Origin of the sequence: Wenjunlia tyrosinilytica, from assembly GCF_014646055.1 — a bacterium.
GTDB lineage: Bacteria > Actinomycetota > Actinomycetes > Streptomycetales > Streptomycetaceae > Wenjunlia > Wenjunlia tyrosinilytica.
This window is the reverse complement of record NZ_BMMS01000005.1, coordinates 1-24,013: the sequence shown is the minus strand read 5'-3', so window position 1 is coordinate 24,013 and position 24,013 is coordinate 1. Positions and strand designations below refer to the sequence as shown.

Annotated in this window: 23 protein-coding genes and 1 pseudogene; 13 read left to right on the top strand and 11 right to left on the bottom strand. The window is 71.4% G+C overall.

Annotated elements, in window-relative coordinates:
- Positions 1-72: 72 nt before the first annotated feature.
- Positions 73-1,806 (bottom strand): ABC transporter ATP-binding protein, encoded by a 1,734-nt coding sequence (locus IEY86_RS07020; protein ID WP_189130659.1) that lies wholly within the window; start codon positions 1,804-1,806, stop codon positions 73-75.
- 281 nt (positions 1,807-2,087) lie between these two features.
- Between IEY86_RS07020 and IEY86_RS07015 the strand changes: the two genes are divergently transcribed.
- On the top strand, positions 2,088-2,915 hold the full coding sequence (locus IEY86_RS07015) for an SAM-dependent methyltransferase (protein ID WP_189130658.1): 828 nt from the start codon (positions 2,088-2,090) through the stop codon (positions 2,913-2,915).
- A gap of 52 nt (positions 2,916-2,967) precedes the next feature.
- Here the strand turns inward: IEY86_RS07015 and IEY86_RS07010 are convergent, their stop codons facing one another.
- Entirely contained in the window at positions 2,968-3,288 is a 321-nt protein-coding gene (locus tag IEY86_RS07010) for a helix-turn-helix transcriptional regulator (RefSeq protein WP_189130850.1), read from the bottom strand.
- A 264-nt stretch (positions 3,289-3,552) separates the two neighbouring features.
- Between IEY86_RS07010 and IEY86_RS07005 the strand changes: the two genes are divergently transcribed.
- Together IEY86_RS07005 and IEY86_RS07000 are read left to right on the top strand one after the other, a co-directional pair.
- Complete coding sequence (locus IEY86_RS07005; RefSeq protein WP_189130657.1) at positions 3,553-3,900, top strand: STAS domain-containing protein; 348 nt, start codon at positions 3,553-3,555, stop codon at positions 3,898-3,900.
- A gap of 187 nt (positions 3,901-4,087) precedes the next feature.
- The gene (locus tag IEY86_RS07000) at positions 4,088-4,375 is read left to right on the top strand and encodes a hypothetical protein (protein WP_189130656.1); all 288 of its coding nucleotides are present in this window, start codon (positions 4,088-4,090) and stop codon (positions 4,373-4,375) included.
- Positions 4,376-4,631: 256 nt separating this feature from the next.
- On the opposite strand, the gene IEY86_RS06995 is transcribed toward IEY86_RS07000, so the two are convergent.
- A complete protein-coding gene (locus IEY86_RS06995; RefSeq protein ID WP_189130655.1) occupies positions 4,632-4,946 on the bottom strand; it encodes a hypothetical protein in 315 nt (104 codons plus the stop codon).
- An 88-nt stretch (positions 4,947-5,034) separates the two neighbouring features.
- On the opposite strand from IEY86_RS06995, the gene IEY86_RS06990 reads away from it, so the two are divergent.
- Complete coding sequence (locus IEY86_RS06990) at positions 5,035-5,307, top strand: toxin-antitoxin system HicB family antitoxin (RefSeq protein WP_189130654.1); 273 nt, start codon at positions 5,035-5,037, stop codon at positions 5,305-5,307.
- Positions 5,304-5,672 carry a hypothetical protein gene (locus tag IEY86_RS06985; protein ID WP_189130653.1) on the top strand — a complete coding sequence of 123 codons (369 nt, stop codon included), beginning with the start codon at positions 5,304-5,306 and terminating at the stop codon, positions 5,670-5,672. The genes IEY86_RS06990 and IEY86_RS06985 overlap by 4 nt, the downstream gene beginning before the upstream one ends.
- A gap of 74 nt (positions 5,673-5,746) precedes the next feature.
- On the opposite strand, the gene IEY86_RS06980 is transcribed toward IEY86_RS06985, so the two are convergent.
- The 3 genes from IEY86_RS06980 to IEY86_RS06970 all read right to left on the bottom strand — a co-directional run bounded on the left by IEY86_RS06980 (position 5,747) and on the right by IEY86_RS06970 (position 8,632).
- Positions 5,747-6,580 (bottom strand): class II fructose-bisphosphate aldolase, encoded by an 834-nt coding sequence (locus IEY86_RS06980; protein WP_189130652.1) that lies wholly within the window; start codon positions 6,578-6,580, stop codon positions 5,747-5,749.
- A gap of 149 nt (positions 6,581-6,729) precedes the next feature.
- Entirely contained in the window at positions 6,730-7,689 is a 960-nt protein-coding gene (locus IEY86_RS06975; RefSeq protein ID WP_189130651.1) for a 1-phosphofructokinase family hexose kinase, read from the bottom strand.
- A gap of 31 nt (positions 7,690-7,720) precedes the next feature.
- Positions 7,721-8,632: an SIS domain-containing protein gene (locus IEY86_RS06970; RefSeq protein ID WP_189130650.1), complete on the bottom strand. Its 912-nt coding sequence runs from the start codon at positions 8,630-8,632 to the stop codon at positions 7,721-7,723.
- A gap of 260 nt (positions 8,633-8,892) precedes the next feature.
- On the opposite strand from IEY86_RS06970, the gene IEY86_RS06965 reads away from it, so the two are divergent.
- Positions 8,893-9,699, top strand: a complete 807-nt coding sequence (locus IEY86_RS06965) for a DeoR/GlpR family DNA-binding transcription regulator (protein WP_189130649.1) — start codon at positions 8,893-8,895, stop codon at positions 9,697-9,699.
- 20 nt (positions 9,700-9,719) lie between these two features.
- Here IEY86_RS06965 and IEY86_RS36245 read toward each other — a convergent pair.
- Positions 9,720-10,230, bottom strand: a pseudogene (locus IEY86_RS36245) (DUF993 family protein); the annotation flags it as partial.
- A 5-nt stretch (positions 10,231-10,235) separates the two neighbouring features.
- Positions 10,236-11,387, bottom strand: coding sequence for a Gfo/Idh/MocA family protein (locus IEY86_RS06955; RefSeq protein ID WP_189130648.1), 1,152 nt, complete (start codon positions 11,385-11,387; stop codon positions 10,236-10,238).
- A gap of 307 nt (positions 11,388-11,694) precedes the next feature.
- On the opposite strand from IEY86_RS06955, the gene IEY86_RS06950 reads away from it, so the two are divergent.
- From IEY86_RS06950 to IEY86_RS06930, 5 genes are all read left to right on the top strand, one after another.
- The gene (locus IEY86_RS06950; protein ID WP_189130647.1) at positions 11,695-12,777 is read left to right on the top strand and encodes a LacI family DNA-binding transcriptional regulator; all 1,083 of its coding nucleotides are present in this window, start codon (positions 11,695-11,697) and stop codon (positions 12,775-12,777) included.
- 217 nt (positions 12,778-12,994) lie between these two features.
- Positions 12,995-13,960 carry a serine hydrolase gene (locus tag IEY86_RS06945; RefSeq protein WP_189130646.1) on the top strand — a complete coding sequence of 322 codons (966 nt, stop codon included), beginning with the start codon at positions 12,995-12,997 and terminating at the stop codon, positions 13,958-13,960.
- Between the two features lie 276 nt (positions 13,961-14,236).
- The gene (locus tag IEY86_RS06940; protein WP_229698213.1) at positions 14,237-14,848 is read left to right on the top strand and encodes a hypothetical protein; all 612 of its coding nucleotides are present in this window, start codon (positions 14,237-14,239) and stop codon (positions 14,846-14,848) included.
- Between the two features lie 180 nt (positions 14,849-15,028).
- Complete coding sequence (locus tag IEY86_RS06935) at positions 15,029-16,675, top strand: hypothetical protein (RefSeq protein WP_189130645.1); 1,647 nt, start codon at positions 15,029-15,031, stop codon at positions 16,673-16,675.
- A 151-nt stretch (positions 16,676-16,826) separates the two neighbouring features.
- Positions 16,827-18,266: a sialate:H+ symport family MFS transporter gene (locus IEY86_RS06930; RefSeq protein ID WP_229698212.1), complete on the top strand. Its 1,440-nt coding sequence runs from the start codon at positions 16,827-16,829 to the stop codon at positions 18,264-18,266.
- Positions 18,267-18,338: 72 nt separating this feature from the next.
- On the opposite strand, the gene IEY86_RS06925 is transcribed toward IEY86_RS06930, so the two are convergent.
- Positions 18,339-18,518, bottom strand: coding sequence for a hypothetical protein (locus IEY86_RS06925; RefSeq protein WP_189130644.1), 180 nt, complete (start codon positions 18,516-18,518; stop codon positions 18,339-18,341).
- A 442-nt stretch (positions 18,519-18,960) separates the two neighbouring features.
- Here IEY86_RS06925 and rho point away from each other — a divergent pair, with 442 nt between their 5' ends.
- Entirely contained in the window at positions 18,961-20,106 is a 1,146-nt protein-coding gene (rho, locus tag IEY86_RS06920) for a transcription termination factor Rho (RefSeq protein WP_229698211.1), read from the top strand.
- A gap of 206 nt (positions 20,107-20,312) precedes the next feature.
- A complete protein-coding gene (locus IEY86_RS06915; RefSeq protein ID WP_189130643.1) occupies positions 20,313-20,900 on the top strand; it encodes a hypothetical protein in 588 nt (195 codons plus the stop codon).
- A 113-nt stretch (positions 20,901-21,013) separates the two neighbouring features.
- Here the strand turns inward: IEY86_RS06915 and hemC are convergent, their stop codons facing one another.
- Together hemC and IEY86_RS06905 are read right to left on the bottom strand one after the other, a co-directional pair.
- On the bottom strand, positions 21,014-21,949 hold the full coding sequence (gene hemC / locus IEY86_RS06910) for a hydroxymethylbilane synthase (RefSeq protein ID WP_189130642.1): 936 nt from the start codon (positions 21,947-21,949) through the stop codon (positions 21,014-21,016).
- Positions 21,950-22,102: 153 nt separating this feature from the next.
- The coding region (locus tag IEY86_RS06905; RefSeq protein WP_229698210.1) for an Ig-like domain repeat protein at positions 22,103-24,013 on the bottom strand (1,911 nt) is incomplete at its 5' end.

Genomic DNA, 24,013 nt, shown 5'->3' with positions numbered 1-24,013 from the left:
GCCGCGTGTGCGTCGCTCACGCTGCATCCCCCCTGTTCGCTTCTCCGCCCACGCGGCGAGGCTGCGGTGTACTCACGCTGCCTCCGCCTCGGTGAGCTGGGAGAGAACGATCTCCCGGTACGTGCTGTTGCCTTCCATCAGCTCGCCATGGGTGCCGACGCCCACCACTTGGCCCTCGTCCAGGACGACGATGCGGTCGGCGTCGCGGATGGTGCTCACCCGCTGGGCGACGATCACGACCGTCGCCTCGGCGGTCTCGCGGGCCAGGGCCGCACGCAGCGCAGCGTCGGTGGCGTAGTCGAGAGCGGAGAAGGAGTCGTCGAACAAGTAGATCTCCGGGCGCCTCACCAGCGCCCTGGCGATGGCCAGGCGCTGGCGCTGACCGCCCGAGACATTGCCGCCGCCCTGGGCGATCGGGGCCTCGAGTCCTTCCGGTATCCGCTCCACGAAGTCCCGCGCCTGCGCCACCTCCAGCGCCGCCCACAACTCCTCGTCGGTGGCGTCCGGCTTGCCGTAGCGCAGGTTGGACGCCACGGTGCCGGAGAACAGGTACGGCCGCTGCGGCACCAGGCCCACGACGCGTGCCAGCACCTCCGGGGAGAGGTCGCGCACATCGACGCCGTCGACGAGGACGGAGCCGCCGGTGGCGTCGAAGAGGCGGGGGACCAGCCCCAGCAGGGTGCTCTTGCCGCTGCCGGTGCTGCCGATCACGGCGGTGGTCTCACCGGGCCTGGCGACAAGGTCGATGTCCCGCAGCACGCAGGCCTCGGCACCGGGGTAGCGGAACTCCGCGCCGCGAAGCTCCAGGTGCCCGCGCGCGGTGAGCGAGCGGACCGGTTCCAGCGGCGGCACCACGCTGGTCTGCGTGTCGAGCACTTCCTGGATGCGCTCCGCGCAGACCTCGGCCCGAGGAACCATCATGAACATGAATGTCGCCATCATGACCGACATGAGGATCTGCATCAGATAGCTCAGGAACGCCGTCAGCGCGCCGATCTGCATCGACCCGCCGTCGATGCGATGGCCGCCGAACCACATGACGGCCACGCTGGAGGCGTTCACCACCAGCATCACCAGCGGGAACATCAGCGCCATCAGCTTGCCGACGCGCAGCGAGACATCCATGAGCTCGTCGTTGGAGCCACCGAAGCGCGCGCTCTCGTGCCGGTCGCGGACGAACGCCCGGATCACCCGCAGGCCCGTGATCTGCTCGCGCAGCACCCGGTTCACGATGTCGATGCGCTCCTGCATGAGCCGGAACTGCGGGCGCAGGCGGCGCACGATCACGCTGACGACCACACCGAGCACCGGCACGATCAGGAGGAGGAGGGTGGACAGGGGAATGTCCTGGTTCAGGGCCATCAGGATGCCGCCGAAGCACATGATCGGCGCCGTGACCATGAGCGTGAAGCTCATCAGCACCAGCATCTGGACCTGCTGGACGTCGTTGGTGGTCCGGGTGATCAGGGACGGGGCGCCGAAGTGGCCCATCTCCCGTGCCGAGAACGACTGCACCCGCCCGAAGACGGCGGCGCGGACATCCCGCCCGATCGCCATGGCGGTGCTGGCGGCGAAGTACACGGCGCCCACCGTGCACAGCAGCTGCAGCAGCGTGACCGCCACCATGACGCCGCCGGTTCTGAGGATGTAACCCGTATCGCCCTTGACGACACCGTTGTCGATGATGTCCGCGTTGAGCGTCGGGAGGTAGAGAGCGGCGATGGTCTGCACGAGCTGAAGGAGCACGAGCAGCCACAGCGGTCGGGTGTAGGGGCGAAGGTGGCCCCGTATCAGTGTTATCAGCACACGATTTTCCTCATGGTCATGGTCGGCTCCATAGGTATCTCAAGGTAGCGGCGTGTGTCATCTGCAATTACCGGGCATTGGTGGGTGATCGTGAAGGGGTTGTGCGTTGAGCGAAAAGACGCGAGGAGACCGCTGTGACAAGGGATAATGGCAACGCGGGGGGCAAGGGGGACGGCGGCCCGGTCACCGCGGCTAGGGTGTTCGACTGACAGTGAGTCAAAGGCCACCCCCTGTCAGGGGTGAGGAGCGTCCGCCGTCACCGGCGGCGTGAAGGAGACACCGTGTCCGACGTCGGCACCCGCTCTCTCGACGAGTGGTCGTACATATCCCCCACCACCCCCCAGCCCAACATCGCGCGGATCTACGACTACCTGCTCGGCGGCAAGGACAACTTCGGCCCGGACCGCGAGGTCGGCGACCGGATCAAGAAGGCGCTGCCCGAGGTCAGGATCGGTGTGGAGCAGCAGCGCGCGCTCCTTCGAAGAGTGGTGCGCCACCTCGTGGCCGACGTGGGCCTGACCCGGCTCGTCGACATCGGCTCGGGCCTGCCCACGGCATGCAATGTCCACGAGGTCGCCCAGGCGATAAACCCCAAGGTGCGCGTGGCATACGTCGACATCGAGCCCTCCGTCCTCGCCCACGCCCGCGCACTGCTGGCCGACAACGACGAGACCGTCGTGGTCGAAGGGGACCTGCGCCGCCCCGGGACCATCCTCGACCACCCCGAGCTGACCGCCCACATCGACATGGGCAGGCCGGTCGGCCTCCTGCTCTGCGGAATCCTGCACCACATCCTCGACGAGGAGGACCCTCGGGGGATCATGCGGCAGCTGTGCGACCGCCTCGCACCGGGCAGCCATGTCTTCATCCACCACCTCGTCACCGATGGCGACCCGAGCGTGGCGCAGGCGCAGGAGGCCATGCGCCAGGGGATGGGCCGGGGCAACTTCCGGTCGGTCGAGGAGGTCGCCGAGTTGTTCTGCGGCCTTGAACTCGTGGAGCCCGGTCTTGTCCATGTGCCCGAGTGGCGCCCGGACCCCGACACCCCCTCGATCGCCGACCACGCCGTGCTCCGCCTGGCGGTGGGCGGGGTGGCCCGCAAGCCCTGACGCTGAACGCGACGGTTCGGCAGGGCCGAGGGTGCAGGAGCCTCGGACCGGTCTAGGAGGGCTTGGAGTGCTCGCGGTGGGTGAACAGCGACAGGAGCCCGCCGATGCTGTGGTCGGCCTCGGCCGGGTGGCGGAAGCGGCTGTCCGGGTCGATCGTGTAGTGGTTGCGGCGGCCGACCCGGGTGCGGGTGACATATCCCGCGGCTTCCAGATCGGCGACGATGGCCTGAGTCGCACGCTCCGTGATGCCCGCCGTGTCGGCCACATCTCTCAGGCGCACGTTGGGATTCCGGGCGATCTCCAGGAGAACCCGGGCATGATTGGTCAGGAACGTCCAGCGGCCGACGCGCTGGTTGCCGTCGGAGGGGGCCATGGAGGGGATCATACGGCGCGAGTGGGCGATGCTGAACGCCATTCCCGGGGTTTGTACGACCCAGATTTAGCGAATTCTATTTCGTGTATTGGTTGACACCTGTCCGGCGGCGGCGCCACGATCGAGCAAGGGCCCGTTCTGGTGCGCGCTGTTCCTGTGCGCGCCGTCGCCGCATCGGGCCTGCTCAGCCGACCTGACGATCGCAGCGGAACGCGCGGCTGCTGGCGATCCGACCTCTACCCGCGCCCTCCCGGTGGAGGACAGGTGGCAGCAGCGGACTCGATCCTTCAGGTGCGGGCCGCCATCGTCGACGAAGCCGCCCTGATCGCCCTGCGCGGGGAGATCGACCTCGACACCGCGCCAAGGGTCAAAGAAGCGGTCCAGGGCTGCCTGCCGCACCACCCGCGCAGCATCGAGATCGATCTGAGCGGGGTGGCGTTCTGCGGATGCGCGGGCCTCAACACCCTGTTGTGGGCACGGGCCGAGGCCACCAGGGCACACAGCGTCTTCCGTCTCATCGCCCCTGGTCCGCAGCCCGTCCGGCTGTTCACCCTCACGGGGACCGCCAGGACGCTCGGCCTCGTCGAGCCGCCCCGCCTGTCGTCGGGCTGACCCGGGCCCGCCCTCGGAGGGGGCCGCCGGTTGCCCTCGGTCGGTGCCGGGCCGGTTGCCCTCGGCGGGGCGGGCCGATCACGCCTTGCGGCCCCGACTGCGGGGAGTGACGCTGGTAGTAGCGCGACCGGGCCTTCCCAGGCGTGGATCGGCAGCGCCTGACGCGGCCGCCAGGAAGGTGTGTGTCATGAGGATGCTGTTGAGAGCCAGTATGGACACCGAGCGCGCCAACGAGGCCTTCAAGAACGGCACCATGGGCAGGACCATCGAGAAGGTCGCCCAGAAGGTCCACCCCGAGGCGGCCTACTTCACCACGATCGACGGAAAGCGCACCGCGCTGTTCGTGTTCGACATGCAGGACTCCTCGCAGATGCCGTCCATCGCCGAGCCCCTGTTCAGCGAGTTCGGCGCGTACATCACCTTCGAGCCGGTGATGAATTCCGAGGACCTCGCCAAGGGCCTGGGCGCCACCTGACCGGCGCTCCGTTCGGCGCCTCCCGGTGCTACACCGCCAACGGCCTCCCCTCCGGCGGGCGTTGGCCGTTGTCACCCACCCATGCAAGGGGAAGGTGCCTGGCGCGGTGACCTCGACAACGGCTGGGGTCGGGGCGTGGCCGGAGCGACCGCTCGGTTGCGGCGTCGGCCCTGCCGTACACCCGGTGCCGCTCGTCGCCCCCGTGTCCCGCTTCGCCCCGCCTTCTCCGATCGCATCCGAGGGTTTGCCGGGCGGTTCAGAGGCGGTACTCCTGTTCCTCGATCCAGCGGTGCACGGCTTCCTTGTCGGCCACGGTGAGCCGGCCGCCGTCGCCGGGGGAGTCGGGGTTCGCGCCGGTCGCGGGGTCCTCCACGCGGGCGTCGGCCCAGTCGGCGAGCTCGCGCACGGCCTCCGGGGTGAAGCGGCCGCCGTCCTCCCACGCCCGCCGTGCCAGCGCCGCGGCGCCCCGGTCCTGCGCCGTGCCCTCGGGGCCCGCCGCGCGCTCCTGCGACTCGTCGAGCCACCGCGCGATGAGGCGGGCGGCGAGGTCCGTGCCTGGTGTTTCGCTCATGCCCAGGATGGTGACCGTTTTCCCCGCGATCATGCCTCGACGTGGGGCACTCCTTGTTAGCGAGTGCTACATAAGCTAGCTTTCCTTTATGGGAACGCAGAAACAGCTCAATGTGCGGATGCCCGAGGAGCGCCTGACCGCGGTCCAGGAGCGCGCGGCGAAGTCGCATATGAGCGTCCAGGACTACGTCAACGGGCTGATCGAGCGCGATCTCAGCGAGACCCGGCGCCTGTTCCTCGATGCCTACGCCTCAGCGGTGGACGAGATGAGCGAGGAGTTCGCCGAGGTCTACGGCACCCCGAAGGAGCAGCGCGCCGTCGGTCACGACGGCACCCGTGCGCCGCACGGAGAGTCGCGGTGAACCTTCGCGTCGATCTGGCGTGGCTGCTCTCGGCCGCCCAGATACTGCCGGGGGACCCCCTGGTCTGCGACTACGGGGTGCTGGCGGGGGCGGAGACTCGGCATGCCGCCCGCATCATGGACAAGGACGTCTACGACAAGCCGCACCACAAGGCCGCCGCCCTCCTGCACACCCTGGTCCGCACCCCGGCCCTGGAACACAGCAACGCGCTGTACGCGGTGGCGGTCGCGCGGGCCTACCTCACCCTGAGCGGACTGTCGCCCAAGCCCCGCCGTGGTGAGGCGAGCGCTCTGGCGCTGGACACCGAGGCCGGGCGCAAGGATGTACGGGAGATCGCGAGGGTGCTGCACTCCTGGACGGCGTGAGCCGCGCGGACGGGTGATCCGGGCCGCGCTGCCCTCCCGTACGGGCGCTTGCGAGCGGGGCGCGCTCGCGGACGTCAGCCCAGCACCCGCAGGATGTGCTCGGCCGCCTCCGCCATCGCCGTGCGGGCGGCCGTCAGGTACCTGCGCGGATCCACCGCGGAAGGCCGCCGCGCCAGGTGCTCGCGCACCGCGGAGGTGTAGGCGACATTGAGGGCCGTGCCGACGTTGATTTTGACCATCCCCGACTTCACCGCCTGCCGCAGCTCGTCGTCCGGCACCCCGGAGGATCCGTGCAGGACGAGTGGGACCGGCACCCTCTCGCGCAGCCGTGCGATGAGGTCATGGTCCAGCCGGGCGGTCCGCTCGGTCATCGCGTGCGAGCTGCCCACGGCCACGGCGAGGGCGTCCACCCCCGTGGCCTCGGTGTACGCGGCCGCGTCGTCCGGATCGGTGCGCACCCCGGGCGCGTGCGCGCCGTCCTTGCCGCCGATCTCGCCGAGCTCCGCCTCCAGCCAGATCCCGCGCTCGTGGGCCCATGCGACGGCGTTCGCTGTGGCGCGCACATTCTGCGCGTAGGGGAGTTTCGACGCGTCGAACATCATCGAGGAGACTCCCGCCTCGGCGCCCGCGTGCAGCAGCTCCCGTTCCTCGACATGGTCGAGATGGAGCGAGACCGGGACGGCGCAGCCGCGGGCCACGGCGGCGCACGCGGCCAGGACCGGTGCCGGGTCCCCGCCGTGGAACCTCACCGCGTTCTCGCTGACCTGGAGGACCACGGGCAGTCCGGCGGCCTCGCCCGCGGCCGCGGCGGCCTCGGCGTGCTCGAGCGTGATGACGTTGAAAGCGGCGAGACCTCTCCGCGCGGCGCGCGCCCGCGCAACGAGGTCGGCTGTGGTGGCAACGGGCATGGTGCGTCCTTCGGTGCTCGGGCTTGTGCGGTCCGGCGGTGCGGTCCGGCGGTGCGGGTGGCTGTGCGGTCGGGCTGTGCGGGTGGGCCGGGTGGCTGTGCGGTCGGTTGCCGTGAGTGGTCGCTGTGATCGGTGGGGGTCGGCGCGGGTCAGCGCTGTATGTGCGGCAGACGGATGGGCTCGGGACGTACCCGGGGGAGGAGCTCGCGATAGGCGTCCGCGTCGAACTCCCCGGCCGTGGGGGCGAGCACGGTCGCGGCGGACAGCGCCACCGCGCGGCGCAGCCGCTCCGGCCAGGACAGCCCCTCCACCAGGCCGGACAGCAGCCCAGCCACCACGCTGTCACCGGCACCGGTCGGATTGCCCGCGAACCGCCGTGGTGGCGCGGCCCGCCAACCTCCCTCGGGTGAGACGAGAAGCGCTCCGTCCGGGCCGAGTGAGGCGGCGACGGCCGTGGTGCCGGACGCGGCAAGGCGGGCCGCGGCCCCGGCCGGGTCCTGGATCCCGGTCGCCTCGGCGAGCTCGTCCGCGTTGGGCTTCACCAGGTCGGGCCCCGCCGCCAGTCCATGGACCAGCGCCTCGCCGGAGGTGTCCAGAAGAACCGGCACACCGGGCCGGGCCCGGTGTGCCTCACGCACCAGCGTGGCGTAGGCGTCGGCCGGCGCTCCGGGAGGCAGGCTCCCGCACAGGGCGACCGCGCCGCATCCCCCGAGCAGCCGGCGGTAGGCGGCGACGAAGGCCGCCCACTCGTCGGCGGTGATCCGCGGCCCCGGCTCATTGAAGACCGTGGCGTCGCCCGTGCCGTCGACCACCGCCACCGTGCGCCGGGTGGTGCCCGCGACGGTCATGAGCCGGTCGTCCAGCGGCGCCGCTCCCGCCGGACCGGGGGCGGCCAGCATGGCGCGCAGTTCCTCGCCCGTGCCGCCGCCCGCCAGACCCGTCACCACGCAGCGGTGCCCGAGCGCGGTCAGGACCCGGGCGACATTGACACCCTTGCCACCCGGGGACACGACGGTGCGCTCGACTCGGTTGGTCCCGTGCAGCTCCACCCGTGGAAGCCGGTAGGTCACATCGACGGCCGTGTTGAGCGTGACGGTCAGGACCGGCACGGCCGACCGGATGGACGGAGCCGGGCGACGGTCAGCGGAGGACAACGGAACGGGTGAGGTTGCGGGGACGGTCCGGGTCGCAGCCCCTGGCCTCGGCGACGGCGACCGCCAGCCGCTGCGCGCGCACCAGGTCCGCCATCGGATCGAGCGGAGCGGCCGAGGTGGCGCACGAGTCGGCCAGCAGGGTGCCGCCGACGGCCTCCACATCGCCGCGCAGCCCCTCCGGCAGGCCGCCGAACGCCCACACCACCCGGCCGGGACCGGTGATGCTGATCGGTCCGTGCCGGTACTCCATCGCCGGGTAGGCCTCGGTCCAGGCGCCCGCCGCCTCACGCATCTTCAGCGCCGCCTCCTGCGCCAGACCGCAGGTCCAACCAGTGCCCACGAAGGTGAACTGATCGGCCTCGACCAGCCCCTGGGGGAGTTCGTGCGCCAGGGCCCGTTCGGCGTCCGCGGCGGCGGCGGCGAGATCATCGCCGAGGTGCGCCCTCAGCAGGGCGAGCGCCGTGGTGGCGAACCGGGTCTGCACCACCGAGCGCTCATCGGCGAAGTCGAGCACCGCGACCTGGTCCGCCGCGCTCATGACCGGCGTCTCCGGGTCGGCGGTGATGGCGGACGTGGCGGCGCTGCCACGTACATGGCCCAGCAACCGCAGGACCTCCGTGGTCGTGCCCGACCTGGTGATCGCCAGCACACGGTCGTAGCTGCGGCCGACGGGGAACTCCGACGCGGCGAAGGCGTCCGTCTCGCCCTGGCCGCAGGCCTCGCGCAGCACGGCATACGACTGGGCGATGAACCACGAGGTGCCGCAGCCGACCACCGCGGTCCGCTCACCGGGCCTGGGCAGGGAGCCGCTCAGCGATGGGGCGAGAGCGGCGGCCCTGCGCCACACCTGGGGCTGGGAGGCGATCTCGGTGGCGGTGAGGGACGTGCCGTCGGGCATTTGGGGACTCCTCCGTACCGGCGCACCCGCCGCCGGATGCGGCCTCGGGTGAACGATCATAGGATCTGCTTGAAACTGCTTCTTTAAAGAGAGTATCAAGCAATTTCGAGCGCAACGAGAGCGTGTTCGAGTTCCGGAAGACCCATGAGTCACATGAGACAGCGCACCGGCCCACCGGAACGTGTGCGACGCTACGAGCCGTACGGACGGTCCGTGTCGAGGCGGACGCGCGGCCTGGCCCCGGAAGAGACGGTGGAAGAGTGTCCAAGCAGCAGCGCTGGGGAGCGCTGATGGAATTGCTGGCCGAGCAGGGCCGCCTGGAGGTCGAGGACGCCGCCGCGGCCCTGGAGGTCTCCGCCGCGACCATCCGGCGCGACCTGGACGAACTCGCCGCCCAGCAGATGCTCGTGCGCACACGCGGCGGGGCGGTGGCCCACGGGGTGTCGTACGAGCTTCCCCTGCGCTACAAGTCCTCCCGCAACGCCCCCGAGAAACAGCGGATCGCCCAGGCGGTGGCGGATCTGGTGGCCACCGGTGACGTGGTGGGGCTCAACGGCGGCACCACCATGACCGAAGTGGCCCGTGCTCTGGCGCTGCGCCACAGTGAGGCCCCCGCGCCGGGTGCCCAGCCCTCAACGGGCACCGCACCCGCCCTGACCGTCGTGACCAACGCCCTCAACATCGCCGGTGACCTCGCGGTCCGGCCGCAGATCAAACTCGTCCTCACCGGTGGCGTGGCCCGACCGCAGACCTATGAACTCGTGGGCCCGCTGACCATCGGAGTGCTCAACGAGGTGGTCCTCGACATCGCCGTCCTCGGCGTGGACGGCCTCGATCCCGACCGCGGTCTGATGGCCCATCACGAGGACGAGGCGGCCGTCAGCCGTCTGCTCGCCGAGCGGGCCCACCGGGTCGTGGTCGCCGCCGACGCCACGAAGATCGGCAGGCGTGCGTTCGCCCGTATCGCGGGCCTGGACCGGGTCCATTTCCTCGTCACCGATGCCTCGATCTCCCCGCAGGCCCGGACGCGGATCACCGAGGCGGGGGTGAAGGTGCTCACGGTCTGACCGGCGCCGACAGCTGCCCGGACCGAGAGGTGGTCCTCGGGGCCGCGGGCGAGCGAGGCCGGCGCACGGCTCGCCATCAGGACGACCCGTGCCCCCGCGTCCTCGACCACCGCGATCTGCTCTTCGTACGCCCGCTCCACCTCGGCGAGACTCCCGGGCACGCCGGAAAGCTGGTCCGTTCCGGCACCGCAGGCGAGCCGGCCGCCCACCGCCGCGGCCTCCGCACCGGAGCGGGCGATGAGCTCACGGGTGGCCGGCCAGTCCAGGCCCATGCCCCGCTGCGCGGTGTCCATGGCGTCGGCCACGCCCCAGTCCGAGGCCCCACAGGCGGCCGCGGAAGGCGATGGTGGCGTCCCAGTCGACGGCGGCGGGCGCACCCGGGGCGTTGTCGCCCTGTGGAGCGGCGACGACATGGGCCGCGGCGTAGGCGATCCGGGACCGCGAAGGGGCGGGCGAGGACGGCAGATCCGGGGGAGGGGAGAGCCGGTGCGGCCGTGATCCGTGCGGTCCGGGCAGGACGATCCGCGCCATCGCGGTCACCTCTCCAGCTCGGGCACGTCGAGGCGGCGCCCCTCCCGCCAGGACCGCAGGCCCAGCTCGGCGAGCTGAACGCCCTTGGCGCCCTCCAGCAGATCCCATCCGAAGGGGGAGCCCGTCGCCACATGGGTGAGGAACAGCTCCCACTGCGCCTTGAAGGCGTTGCCGAACTCCTGGTTGTCCGGAACCCGTTGCCACTGGGCGCGGAAGTCCTCGGTCGCGGGCAGGTCGGGGTTCCAGACCGCCTTGGGGGTGGCCGCCCGGTGCTGGATACGGCACTCGCGCAGCCCGGCGACCGCGCTGCCCTCGGTTCCGTCGATCTGGAACTCCACCAGCTCGTCCCGGTCCACCCGCACCGTCCAGGAGGAGTTGATCTGGGCCACGACCCCGCCCTCGAGCTCGAAGACGCCGTACGCGGCGTCGTCCGCGGTGGCCCTGTAGGGCCTGCCGTTCTCGTCGTGGCGGCGTGGCACATGGGTGGCGGCGTGCGCGTACACCGAACGGACCGGGGCCACGATCCGGTCCAGCACATACCGCCAGTGCGGGAACATGTCGAGGATGACTCCACCGCCGTCCTCGCCGCGGTAGTTCCAGGACGGGCGCTGGGCGTCCTGCCAGTCGCCCTCGAAGACCCAGTAGCCGAACTCGCCGCGCACCGACAGGATCCGCCCGAAGAAGCCCCCGTCCACGAGCCGCCTCAGCTTGAGCAGCCCCGGCAGGAACAGCTTGTCCTGCACGACCCCGTTGCACACGCCCGCGTCACGGGCCAGCCCGGCCAGCTCCAGTGCACCCGTGAGCGAGTGCGCACTCGGCTTCTCCGTGTAGATGTGCTTGCCCGCGGCGATCGCCGCGCGGACGGCCTTCTCGCGGGCCGGCGTGACCTGGGCGTCGAAGTAGATCTGCGCCTCGGGGTCGGCCAGCGCCTCCTCCAGGGAGGTCGTCCAGCGGCTGAGGCCGTGACGCTCGGCCAGCTCCCGCAGCCTGTCCTCGCCGCGTCCCACCAGGATGGGCTCCGGCCACAGCGTGCGGCCGTCGGGCAGCGGAAGGCCCCCCTCGGCACGGAGGGCCAGGATCGAGCGCACCAGATGCTGGCGGTACCCCATGCGGCCGGTCACACCGTTCATCACCACGCCGATCACAGTGCGGGCCATGCGACCTCCTCCTCGATGAGCTCGATCCGCTCGACGGCTCGATCCGCTCGACGGGCTCGGTCCGCTCGACGGCTCCATGGGCTCCATGGGCTCGATGTGACGGAAGGATGTGCGGAGACACTATGTGGAAAGGCGGTGCGGAGAGGCTGTGCGGGGAGGCTGTGCGTTCGGGCTGTACTAATGCGGGGAAAGCGCTTTCCCATCCCTTCCGGCCGACGGTAGGCCGCCGGTCACCCCCGGTCAAGAGGGCCGCGCCGCGCGCTAGGCTGGACACGCGCAGTTACACGGCCGCGGGCGGAGGTGACCGGTGCGAGTGACCCTGGGCGACGTGGCCCGCCGGGCAGGTGTCTCGCTGGCCACCGCCTCGCGCGCGCTCAACGGGTCGGACCGCAACGTCGGCGATGTGCTCGCCGCCCGGGTACGTGCCAGCGCGAAGGAGCTCGGCTACCTGCCCTACGCCCCGGCCCAGGCCCTGGCCCGTGCCTCGACCGCCACCCTCGGTGTCCTCCTGCACGACGTGGCCGACCCCTACTTCGGGGTGATCACCCGAGGCGCCTCCGAGGCCGCGGCCGAAGCCGGCCTGCTCACCATGGTGGTCAGCACCTTCGCCGACCCCGATCTCGAGCTGCGCAACATCCGGATGCTCCACGCCCAGCGGGCCCGGGCCATCGTGCTCGCCGCCTCCGGGTATGTGGACGAGGAGGCCACCCGTCGGCTCGACGAGGCCCTCGGTGCCTACCGGGCCGAGGGCGGAAGAGTCGTGGCACTGACCGACCACGGTCCCTCGTACGACAGTGTCCGCCCGGCCAACCGGCGCGGCGCCGCCGACCTCACCCGGGCACTGCTCGGTCTGGGCCATCGCCGTTTCGCAGTGGTCCCGGGCCCCGAGCGGCTGCGGGTTTCACTCGACCGGCTTCTCGGCGTTCGGGAGGCACTGGACGAGGCCGGGGTGGCGCTGGGGCCGGAGGCGGTCGAATTCGCGGAATTCAGCCACGAGGGCGGCCGGGCGGCCACGGCACGCCTGCTCGAGCGCTCGCGCCCCACGGCCCTGATCGCTCTCTCCGACGTCGGCGCCGTGGGCGCGCTGGCGGAACTGCGCGGGCGCGGCCTCGACGTCCCCGGCGACATCTCCGTCGTGGGGTTCGACGACATTCCCTGCGCCGCCCAGCTCGCCCCGGCGCTCACCACCGTGCGGGTCCCGCTGGAGCGCATGGGCGCCGAGGCGGTCCGCCTCGCCCTCGAGCCCCGGCCGAGGACCGCTCCGGGGGGCATCGAGGACGCTACTGACGGGCTGTCGGCCGGCCCGGACACCCGTTCCCCGCGGGTGGTCGACCTCCCCACAGAGACCGTTCTCCGTGCGAGTACCGCCCCACCGCCCGGCGCCTTCTGAATCCGGCGGTTTCCGTACAACCCGAGGACCCCGTCGTCGGTCTGTGGAGCGGGTGTGCCAACATCCGTGCTGGCGTTCGATCAAGCTGCCGTTTGATTCACAGGGGTGGCGGCGGGTCGGGGGAGAGCGCCTTCACCATCGACGGGGGTTGGTCCGCGCGTGTCCCGGACGTGTTCCGGCGGACGTGGCCAACGCGAGATCAAAGAACGGAACCGCTATGCATCCACACCTGATATCCCGCTCCGCGCGTCGCGTGCTGCCGGTGGCACTCGCCACCGGCTCGCTCGTCTCGGTTCTCACGGCGGCGGCCCCGGCGGAAGCGGCACCGAGCCCGGCGGTCACGGCCACGCCGCAGGTCGTCTGCACCTCGGACAAGGAGGGCCTGGCCTCCCGGCTGACCAAGGACATCACCACGGCACTGCACGGGCGCAGGAGCACCACGGCCATCGCCCTCTACGACCGCACCACCGGAACGAAGTGCACCTTCAACGCGGCCAAGAAGTACGACTCGGCAAGCGTCGTGAAGGTCACCGTCCTCGGCACGCTGCTGCGCCAGGCCATGGACGAGCACCGCCACCTCACCTCCCGTGAGGTGAGGCTGAGCAAGGCCATGATCACCAAATCGGACAACGACGCGACCACCAGCCTGTGGAAGCAACTCGGCATGACCCGGATCAAGCGCTTCCTTCAGCTGGCGGGTATGACGCAGACGGTTCCGGGCACCGATGGCTACTGGGGGCTGACCCAGATCACGGCCACCGACGAGCTGAAGCTGCTGTCGGTACTGACCTCCAGCAATACGGTCCTGACCTCCAACTCGCGTGCCTACGCCCGCGATCTGATGAGCCAGGTCGTCGCCTCGCAGCGCTGGGGAGTGCCGGCGGGTGCCCCGAGCTCGGTGACCGTGCATGTGAAGAACGGCTGGCTGCCGCGCTCCACCCACGGCTGGCGCGTTCACAGCATCGGCGCGTTCACCGGCAACGGCCATGACTACGCGATGGCCGTGCTCACGCACGACAACTCCACGATGGACTACGGCGTCGCCACCATCCAGGCCGTCGCCCGCGCGGTGCACCGCGACCTCAACCCCGGTGAGCGGGCGGACGCCCGTTACGCGACCACCCCGCCGCTGCCCAATACCCCGGACGAGGTGATCCCGGACGACCTGCCGCGGCGTCCCTAGTCGGCGTCAGCTCCCAACGCCGGGGACAGGGCAGGCCCTTGTTCCCGGCGTTCGGTGTCCCCGGCGTTCGGTGTCTCGGGGGTATCGGTGTCTCGGGGTTCGGTCTCTCGGGGTTCGGTGTCTCGGGGGTTCGTTGTTCTGGGGTTCGCCGTCTCGGGGGTTCGTTGTTCTGGGGTTCGCCGTCTCAGGGTCGTTGTCGTGGGCGTGGGGAACCCACACCCGGCGATTCTTCCCGTCGGCGCACCCAACACGCCCCGGTCCTGGGATTCTTGGACCATGACTGAATCCTCGGACGGCACGACCGCGAGCCGTCGGGCCGAACTGGAGCGGTTGCGCGACGAGGCGGAGCGGCAGCGCAGGATCTCGCACCGCAGGGTGGCGATGTGGGGCAGCCTCGACATCGTCCTGGGCTTCCCCGCGGCCGTCCTCGCCGCCGTCTCCGGCGCGACCGGTCTGGCGACGGCGGACGCCCGTGTGCCCGCGGCCCTGCTGGCACTGATCTCCGCGGGGTTCGCCGCCGGCGCGAGCTTCCTGCGCAGCGATGTGCGCCAGGTCGCCAACAAGCGCAGCCGCTCGGCCTGGACGGCGGTGGAGGCCGAGGCCCGCCTCGCACTGGCCGACGAGGTGTACCGCGACCCCCAGCGCCTGCACCGCGCCCTGCGTCATCTCTTCGACGGCCGACAGGCGGCGATGGCGGCCTACGAGGGCGAGGCGCCGAACGGGAACGGCGGTCCCCGACCCGACCCGGCCCCTGCCCCCGTTCCGGCCCATCCCCCCGCCCCGGTGCCGGGCCACGCCCCCGAGCCCGGGCAGGCGGGCGACCCGGGCCCCGCCGCCACGAGTCCCGCACCCGACCCGGATCCCAGCCCGTCGGCCGCCGTCTCCTGAGCCCCGCCGACCACGAGGCCGGCGGCCGAGCCGCTCGTAGCGGCCGAGGAAGACCACCCCCGCCGTGTTGGCCCGGCTGCCGGCACCGAGTTGCCCGTGCCGGGGACCGGCCGCAGCGTGGAGACGAGATCAGCCCGCGCTCCCGAGCCCGGGATCCCCCGCTCCCGCACGAGGTCGGCCATGCAGGCAGAGCGCCTGGCGAAACGCTCCAAGGAACAGCTCCCACGGATCACCCGTTCGAGCCGTGCCACGGCCGGTCCGATGGTGTGGCCCGCGGCCGTCGCCGCGGTATTCACCCTCGCGCAGATCCTCCTGGTCGGCCGAGGGACGGCCTTCAGCTGGGACGAGACGGTGTACCTCAGCCAGACCAGCCCCGATGTGCCCGCCGCGTTCTTCAGCGCGCCCCGCGCCCGAGGCGTCCCCGTCCTCGTCGCACCGATCCTCGCCGTCACCTCCTCGCCTACGGCGATCCGCGTCTGCCTCGCCGTCATGTCCGGGGCGGCCCTCCTGCTGGCGATGCGGGTGTGGCGGTCGCTCCTGCCCACCGCGGTGCTCACCCTGGCGGGTGCCCTCTTCGCGAGTCTGTGGACGAGCCTGTACTACGGTCCCGCAGCCATGCCCAACCTCTGGGTGGCCCTGGCCTGCCTCGCGGCGGTCGGCTGGTTCCTGCGGGCGGCCCGCGACCGCCGCGACACCCCCGCGCTGATCGGGCTCGCCGCCGCAGTGGCCTTCGCCGCGCTCATGCGCCCCCTCGACGCCTTCTGGCTCGCCCTGCCCCTGGGGGTGCCGGCTGTCGCGCACCGCCGGTGGCGGCATCCGGTAATCCTCGTGGCCCTCGTCTGCGGGCTCGCCGCCGGCTGGGCCGACTGGGTGATCGAGGCATACGCGCACTACGGCGGCCTCAGCGCACGGGTGCACCGGGCCAGCGAGATCCAGGGCCGGATGACCTGGCACCTGGCCCTCGACGACCAGGCCCGCGCCCTCGCCGGCAAAACCCTGTGCCGCCCCTGCGACGGCCCCTGGCAGCACCGCTACACCGCCGCCTGGTGGTTCGCCCTGCCCCCGCTGGTCGTCGGCGGACTGTGGGCAACCGCGCGCTCCCGCGCTCGGGCCGCGACCTGGCTGCCGACGCCTGTCGCCGCCTCACTGGCCCTGCCGTACCTGTTCCTCATCGACTACGCCGCGCCGCGCTTCCTCCTCCCCGCCCACGCCCTCCTCGCCATCCCGGTGGCCACGTGCCTGGTGTGGCTGGTGACCGGCCTGCCCGCACGCCTGCGCCCTGCCGCAGCCGTACTGGTCGCGCTGGGGCTGTGCCTTCACGTCGCGATCCAGTTCCAGACCCTCGTCCATGTCACGGCGCGCAGCAGGGCGCTGCGTGCCGACACCGAGCGCGTCGCCGCCGAACTACGCAGGCAGGGGGTCCGCCCGCCCTGCGTGGTCTCCGGGGCCCAGGCGATCCCGATCGGCTTCTCCACCGGCTGCGCCTCCCGGCAGACCTATGGCCATGACGCGAGCATCACGCCCGCCGGGCTCGAGGCCACGGCAGGCGGTGAGCCGGTGGCCGTCCTGGTCTCCAAGGGTGACAGGCCACCGGTCTTCGCCCGGCACTGGCGCACCGTCCCTCTGCCGGACCTCGGCCGCGTCCATGACTACCGTGCCTACCTGGCCCCTTCGGTCCGGCCGGTGAACGGTCCATGCAAGGGGACCGGGAGCCGCTGCCCGCGGGGCCCATCGGATGAGCCCAGTGACCGGCCCTGCGGCAGGACGTTGTCGTTGACCGAACCGAGCCCCACACCCGACAGACGCCGGTGCAGCGCCATCGCCTGATCCTCGGTCAGTGAGGCCGGAGATTCCCGGCCGACGTGCCGTCACCCCTCTTGCCGGGACCCCGCTCCTGCCCGCGACCATGGTCCCGAAAGGTACGACGTCCAACGTCCTATGTCATCCCGCACCGGGATGTCTGCACTGGGAGGCGACCGTGACGGACTCCGCCATGCCCGACCGGCGGCCGTGGCACCGGCAGCTCGACGCAGGCCAGTGGAAGGCCTTCGCCGCCGCATGGGTGGGATATCTGCTCGACGGCTTCGACTTCGTCCTCATCACCCTGGTGCTGACCGAGGTGGCGGACGAATTCGGACTGTCGCTGGCCACCGCGGCGGGCCTGGTCTCCGCCGCCTTTGTCTCGCGATGGCTCGGCGGACTGGCGCTGGGAGCCATGGGCGACCGCCTCGGCAGGCGGCCCGCCATGATCGCGAGCATCCTCTGCTACGCCGTGGGCACAGGGATGTGCGGTTTCGCCTGGGGCTACTGGTCGCTGTTCTGCTTCCGCGCGGTCGTCGGCCTCGGCATGGCCGGGGAGTACGGCTCCAGCACCACCTATGTGATGGAGAGCTGGCCCAGGGCACTGCGCAACCGGGCCAGCGGCATGCTCCTGTCGGCCTACCCCATCGGCGCCGTCCTGGCGGCCCGCGCCTACGACCTGATCGTCCCGCACGCGGGCTGGCGCTGGCTGTTCTACGCGGGGATCCTCCCCGTGGCCCTGGCGTTGTGGCTGCGCCGGTCGCTCCCGGAGGCGGGGGAGTGGTCACGCGAGGTCGGGCGGCGCGGTCGCGAGGGCGCCGCGGGCACCAGCGCGTCGGCGCTGCTGTCGCGCCGCTGGGCCGGGGCGAACGCCCTCATCTGCGTGGCCGTCTCCGCCTCGCTGGTCCTCATCTTCTCCGGGCACGCGGGCCCGCTGTACCCGCTGTACATCGCGGTGTGCGTGGCGGGCTTCATCGCGTTCGCGGTCCAGATCAACGGGCGGCTGTGGCCGATGGCGGTCGGGCTGATGCTCACCGTCTTCAGCGCGTTCCTGTACTCGTGGCCGATCCAGTCGCTGCTGCCCACCTACCTCAAGACGGTGCTGCACTACGACTCCGGCCAGGTCGCGAACGCCCTGACGTGGGCGGGACTCGGGTACGCCACCGGATCCTGCCTGGCGGGCATCCTCGCCGACCGGCTCGGCACCAGGACCACCTACGTCGGCGGCCTGGTCCTCTCCCTGCTGTTCGTCTTCCCGACCTTCGCCCTGGGCTCCGGCAACGTGGCGCTGATGTGGGTCCTGCTCTTCGCCCTCCAGGCCACCGGCTCCGGTATCTCCGGGCTCCTGCCCAAGTACATCGGCGACCACTTCCCCGTGCGCCTGCGTGCGGCGAGCCTGGGCTTCACCTACAACGTGGGCGCCCTCGGCGGCGCGGTCGCCCCCGTTCTCGGTGCGCGGGTCGCCGACCGCATCGGTCTGGGGCCGTCCCTGGCGTGGCTGGCCACCGTGCTCGCCCTGCTCACCGCCTCCCTGGTCGCGGCGGATACACCGGCCCGCTTGGGCCGCCGCCTCCACCGTGAGGCGGCCGATCCGCTGGCCGATGCCCAGCTGCCGTAACGCCCACCGGGCCGTGCGGGCGGGAGAGCCGCGCCGCGCACGGCCCGGCACGTCAACGCGGGTCAGCGGCGGTCAACGGCGCCGACGTCTGGGCGCCGCCCAGCCTGAACCGATGCCGCCGAGGTGCAGGGCCACACAGACCAGCCCGAGCAGGAGAAGGCTCGTCGGCGTGAAGGCCGCGTCCGTCTCCGTTCCGGTGGCGTTGATGACGAAAGCGATACCGAAGATGACGGCTCCGACGATGGCGAGCATGTGAACTCCTGGGATGTGAACTCCTGGGATGTGGACTCCTGGAGTGGCCTCGGACTTGGGCCCCGTCTTCCCGGTCCGCCGGATCTCAGGCCTCGCTCGCCGTACTCGTGGTACATTGCGCTCAGTACAGAGCAGGCGATGAACTTCTCTCGCCGCAATTGCTCGTACTGGTGCGTTCTGTCTCGTCCAGCGGTTCCAGCTCCAGCCCGTCCTTCCGTGACCGGCATCCGGCGCCACCGCTTCCTTCCCCGCCCAACAGGGGCGCCACGCCTTCCTGTTGCGCTTCATCCCGGACGGCTCGCTCCGGCCCGCCGTCCGTCACCGCCGCGCACCCGTGCGCGGGCTCTCGGCGCCACGACGCCAACTCCCCAATCGCTCCTCCCCATTCCCTGACCGCACCCGTTCCTCGCGCCGACGAGGCGCCGTCGAAAGGCATTCACCAATGACCACCACAACCCAGCCCACCCACCACTGCGGCATCCTCGACACCGTCGGCAAGCAAGGCTTCCTCCGAAGCGGGGGCTACCTGCCGAGCCCGTGCGACCCGCGGGTCCCCGCGCAGGTGATACACCGTCATGGCCTGCGCCGCGGTGACCTGCTCGAGGGCCTGGCCAACGAGCCACGCCCCGGCGCCCGAGGTGAACGGACGCCGGAACTGGCGCACGTCGAACGGATCAACGGGCTCGACCCCGAAACCGTCGCCGGGCGCCCCCACTTCGCCGGCCTCACCCCGCTCCACCCCCAGGAAAGGCTGCGGCTGGAGACCGAGCAGAGCCGGCTCGACACCCGGCTGATCGACATCGTCAGCCCGATCGGCAAGGGCCAGCGCGGCCTTCTCGTCGCCCCGCCGAAGACCGGGAAGACCGTCCTCCTGCAGGGCGTTGCCCAAGCCCTCACCCGCAACCACCCCGAGTGCCGCCTCATGGTCGTCCTCCTCGACGAACGCCCCGAAGAGGTCACCGACATGCGGCGCACGGTGGACGCGGAGGTCATCTCCTCGACATTCGACCGCCCGGCCGCGGAGCACACGGCGGTCGCCGAACTCGCCGTGGAGCGGGCCAAGCGCCTCGTCGAACTCGGCGAGGACGTGGTGATCCTGCTGGACTCGATCACCCGGCTGTGCCGCGCCCACAACACCATCGCCTCCGGCGGCGGCAGAACGCTGAGCGGCGGTGTCGACGCCTCCGCCGTGCACGCGCCCAAGCGCCTGTTCGGCGCGGCACGCAACATCGAGAACGGCGGTTCGCTGACGATCCTGGCGACCGCCCTCGTCCAGACCGGCTCCCGCGCCGACGACTACTTCTTCGAAGAGCTCAAGAGCACCGGCAACATGGAACTCCACCTGGACCGCTCCCTGGCCGACCGGCGCGTGTTCCCGGCCGTGGCCGTCGCCTCCTCCGGCACCCGCAAGGAGGAGTTGCTGACCGGCCCCCAGGAACTGGTCGCCGTGCGCGCCCTGCGCCGGGTCCTGAGCGGCAGGGAAGTCCAGCAGTCCACCGAACTCCTCCTGAGCCGACTGCGCCGAACCGGGGACAACAACGAGTTCCTGCGCCGCGTCCTCCAGGACCAACTGCCCGGAGCCGCCTGAGTGGTCTTCGCCGCCCTCTCATGGCCGCGCGACGCCAGTGCTCCTCCCGCGCCCGCTGGGTGCTCGGGTGCGTCGGATGCGCTCCCGTGCCCCTCTGGTGCGCCGAGTGGTCGGATCCCTACGGTTGGTGACCGCGCGTCGTGCCGTGGTCAACGGCCGCGGGCGCTACGGCAGTAGAGCAGTCGAACACGGGGGAGCGTGTCGAAGTGTCCGATGCCGCTTTCGGACCCGGAGGGGAGTCGGTGGCGACCGACCCCGACATCGAGGACGCATTACTCACCGCCCGGCTCAAACGCCTGGTGCGCACCTGGACGAGGCACCAGGCCCGTTCGGCGGCACCGTACGAGCCCGCGGTCGGCGCTCCGCCGCGCTGGGACGTCGTGGTCACCCGGGGCGGAGAGATCGGCGCACGGCTGCTCGCCTGGATGCGCCAGGCCTCACTGGGGCAGCCGGGACCGGTCGTCGCCGACCCGGCGGCGGACACCCTGCACTGGCTGGTACCCGCCGGGACGACGGCCCTGTGGTGCTCGCCCCACGCGGTCTGCGCCCGTGCCGACGAGGAGCGGATGCCCACGCCGGGGCGGTGGGCCGCCGGTGGCGCGAGGTACTGGGAATATCCGCCCGCCGGCGACCGCTTGGTGGACCCGCAACTCCTGGCGATCGGGCTGGCGGCGGTGTGCGGGCCGGTCATGGGCGGTCGACGTCCCCCCGCTCCCTTGATGAGGGAACGCACCCGTGAACGGGAGCCCCGGCCGAGCACGCCGCGGCCCTGGCAGATGCCCGGACGCGGGTAGCCGGCGCGGGCCGGTAGGCGGCGGGCAGGGCGGTCGGGGTCCGGGCACCGCCCGCGCCCGGACCCCCGCACCCGAGCGGGTAAGTAACTCGGGCGTCCGCCACGCCGGGGGGATCAGTGGGGGATCGTGTCGATGAGCTCCCGCGCCCCCTGCCGCAGCAGGGCGACCGCCACGGAGGTGCCCAGCGTCGCCGGATCGAGCGGGCCCGCCCACTCATGGGCGTCGAGGACCGTCTTGCCGTCGGGAGTGAACACCCGGGCGCGCAGAGACAGACGGCCGTCACGCTCGGCCTTGGCGTACCCGGCGATCGGTGAGTTGCAGTGGCCCTGGAGGACATGGAGGAACATCCGCTCGGCGGTGACCTCGCGCCAGGTATTGGTGTCGCCCAGCCCGGCCACGGCGTCGATGGTGGCCGTGTCGTCCTCGCGGCACTGGAGTCCGAGCACCCCGGCGCCGATCGGAGGGCACATCGTCTCCACCGAGAGGATCTCGCTGATCCGGTGGGTCTGCTCGATGCGCTCGAGCCCGGAGACGGCCAGCAGGAGGGCGTCGGCGTCGCCCGCCTCGAGCTTGTCCAGTCGGCGGTTGGCATTGCCCCGCATCGGCACACACTCCAGATGCGGGTGGGAGATGGCCAGCTGCGCCACACGCCGCACCGAGGAGGTGCCGATGCGGGTTCCGGCGGGCAGGTCGTCCAGCCCGAGTCCTTCGGGGTGGACAAGAGCGTCACGGATGTCGTCGCGCTTGAGGAAGGCGGCGAAGACGGTGCCCTGCGGCAGCGGCCGGTCGGCGGGCACATCCTTGATGCAGTGCACCGCGAGGTCCGCCTCGCCCGCGAGCAGGGCGGCGTCCACCTCCTTGGTGAACGCGCCCTTGCCGCCGAGCTTCGACAGATCGCCCATCCACCGGTCCCCGGACGTGGTCACCGGCACCACCTCGGTACGGATACCGGGGCGCAGCGCGACCAACTCGGTACGGACACGCTCGACCTGGGCCAGTGCCATCGGTGAGGAGCGGGAGACGATACGGATCAGCTCAGTGGAGGGCATGGGTAAACGATAGAGCGTCAGAAACCCTGATCGGGTCGGCGCCCCCTCGACCCCCGTGGACGGGCCACGCCGGGCCGCTGGATGCGGCCCGGCGTGGTGGTGTGCCGAGGTGCTTCTGCTGTGTGGCGTGGTGCCGCGATGGTGCGGTGCGGGCTAGGGGATGGGGGGGAACGCCACGAAGCTCAGCGGTGCCGTGGTCGAGGTCGCGTTGAAGCACCCGCTTCCGGCGAAGGACGCGGTGTACGTGACCGCGGTGATCACGGTCGCCGGCACGGTGAACGTCGGCGGTGCGAGGGTCGCCACGCCGCTGGCGTTGGTGACCGCCGACCCGAGGACGACCGGCCCGACCGCTGTGTTGGCGGTGAAGGTGACGGTCTGCCCCGGGATGGGCGCGCTTGTCACAGCGTTCTTGAGCGTGGCACTCATCGTCTGGATGGCGAAGGTGCCGTTCGTGCGCACCCGGACCTGGGCGGGAGCGGCCGTCAGCGTCGTATTGGTTCCGGTGACGGTGACGACGCGGGTGCCGAAGGAACCCAGGAAGCAGGTGCTGCCACTGTAGGTGGCGTTGATGACTCCCGTGACCAGGGTGCTACTGGTGAAGCACGCCTGGCCGCTGGCGTTGAGTGGGACGGTGGTGTTGAGTCCGCCGGGTCCGGTGAAGGTCACCGTCCCGGTCGGTGTCCCCGATCCCGGCGCGTTCGCCACGACGGTGGCGCACACGGTCACGGTCTGCCCGCAGGTCGACGGGTTCGGCGTGACGGTCACTGTCGTGGTGGTCGACGCCTTGTTGACGGTGACCGTCCGGGTGCCGGAGGACCCCATGAAGCACGGGGCACCGTTGTAGGTGGCCGTGATCGTCCCGGTGGCGAGGGTTGTGGTGGTGGTGCAGGCCTGGCCGCTGGCGTTGAGTGGGACGGTGGTGTTGAGTCCGCCGGGTCCGGTGAAGGTCACCGTTCCGGTCGGGGTCCCCGAGCCAGGAGTGTTCGCGACGACCGTGGCGCAGACGGTGACCGTCTGCCCGCACGACGACGGGTTCGGTGTCGCGGTGACTGTCGTCGTGGTCGCACCCGGGGTGACGGTGACGGTGACCGTGCCGGCGGATCCCAGGAAGCAACTGGCACCGTTGTAGGTCGCGGTCACTGTCCCCGACGTCAGCGTGGACGTGGTGAAGCACGCCTGGCCGCTGGCGTTGAGCGCCACGGTGGTGTTGAGTCCGCCGGGTCCGGTGAAGGTGACCGTTCCGGTGGGTGTGCCGGATCCCGGCGGGTTGGCCACGACGGTGGCGCAGACGGTGACCGTCTGCCCGCACGACGACGGGTTCGGCGTCGCGGTGACCGTGGTCGTGGTCGATGCCGGGGTGACGCTCACGGCCGCTGTGCCGGTGGAGGCGAGGAAGCACGCGGCGCCGTTGTAGGTGGCGGTGACGGTTCCGGTGGTCAGGGTTGTGGTGGTGGTGCAGGCCTGGCCGCTGGCGTTGAGTGGGACGGTGGTGTTGAGTCCGCCGGGTCCGGTGAAGGTCACCGTTCCGGTCGGAGTCCCCGATCCCGGCGCGTTCGCCACGACGGTGGCGCACACGGTCACGGTCTGCCCGCACACCGACGGGTTCGGGGTCACGAGCACCGAGGTGGTCGTCGACGTCGGGTTGACGGTGACGGTGGTGGTGCCGACCGAGCCGAGGAAGCAGGCGTCCTCACCGTTGTAGGTGGCGGTGACGGTGCCGGTGGTCAGGGTTGTGGTGGTGGTGCAGGCCTGGCCGCTGGCGTTGAGTGGGACGGTGGTGTTGAGTCCGCCGGGTCCGGTGAAGGTGACTGTTCCGGTGGGTGTGCCGGATCCTGGGGGGCTGGCGGTCACGGTGGCGCAGATGGTGACGGCCTGTCCGCAGACGGACGGGTTCGGTGTGGCCGTGACCGAGGTGGTGGTGGATGCCTCGTTGACGGTGACGGTGGTGGTCCCTGTTGATCCGAGGAAGCAGGCGTCCTCACCGTTGTAGGTGGCGGTGACGGTGCCGGTGGTCAGGGTTGTGGTGGTGCAGGCCTGGCCGCTGGCGTTGAGTGGGACGGTGGT

Bases quoted from the DNA above. Each gene is read 5' to 3' on its own strand.
- IEY86_RS07010 (WP_189130850.1), bottom strand. From the start codon at position 3,288: ATGGCCCCCTCCGACGGCAACCAGCGCGTCGGCCGCTGGACGTTCCTG.
- IEY86_RS07000 (WP_189130656.1), top strand. From the start codon at position 4,088: ATGAGGATGCTGTTGAGAGCCAGTATGGACACCGAGCGCGCCAACGAG.
- IEY86_RS06995 (WP_189130655.1), bottom strand. From the start codon at position 4,946: ATGAGCGAAACACCAGGCACGGACCTCGCCGCCCGCCTCATCGCGCGG.
- IEY86_RS06990 (WP_189130654.1), top strand. From the start codon at position 5,035: ATGGGAACGCAGAAACAGCTCAATGTGCGGATGCCCGAGGAGCGCCTG.
- IEY86_RS06980 (WP_189130652.1), bottom strand. From the start codon at position 6,580: ATGCCCGTTGCCACCACAGCCGACCTCGTTGCGCGGGCGCGCGCCGCG.
- IEY86_RS06970 (WP_189130650.1), bottom strand. From the start codon at position 8,632: ATGCCCGACGGCACGTCCCTCACCGCCACCGAGATCGCCTCCCAGCCC.
- IEY86_RS06955 (WP_189130648.1), bottom strand. From the start codon at position 11,387: ATGGCCCGCACTGTGATCGGCGTGGTGATGAACGGTGTGACCGGCCGC.
- IEY86_RS06945 (WP_189130646.1), top strand. From the start codon at position 12,995: ATGCATCCACACCTGATATCCCGCTCCGCGCGTCGCGTGCTGCCGGTG.
- IEY86_RS06940 (WP_229698213.1), top strand. From the start codon at position 14,237: ATGACTGAATCCTCGGACGGCACGACCGCGAGCCGTCGGGCCGAACTG.
- IEY86_RS06935 (WP_189130645.1), top strand. From the start codon at position 15,029: ATGCAGGCAGAGCGCCTGGCGAAACGCTCCAAGGAACAGCTCCCACGG.
- IEY86_RS06925 (WP_189130644.1), bottom strand. From the start codon at position 18,518: ATGCTCGCCATCGTCGGAGCCGTCATCTTCGGTATCGCTTTCGTCATC.
- rho (WP_229698211.1), top strand. From the start codon at position 18,961: ATGACCACCACAACCCAGCCCACCCACCACTGCGGCATCCTCGACACC.
- hemC (WP_189130642.1), bottom strand. From the start codon at position 21,949: ATGCCCTCCACTGAGCTGATCCGTATCGTCTCCCGCTCCTCACCGATG.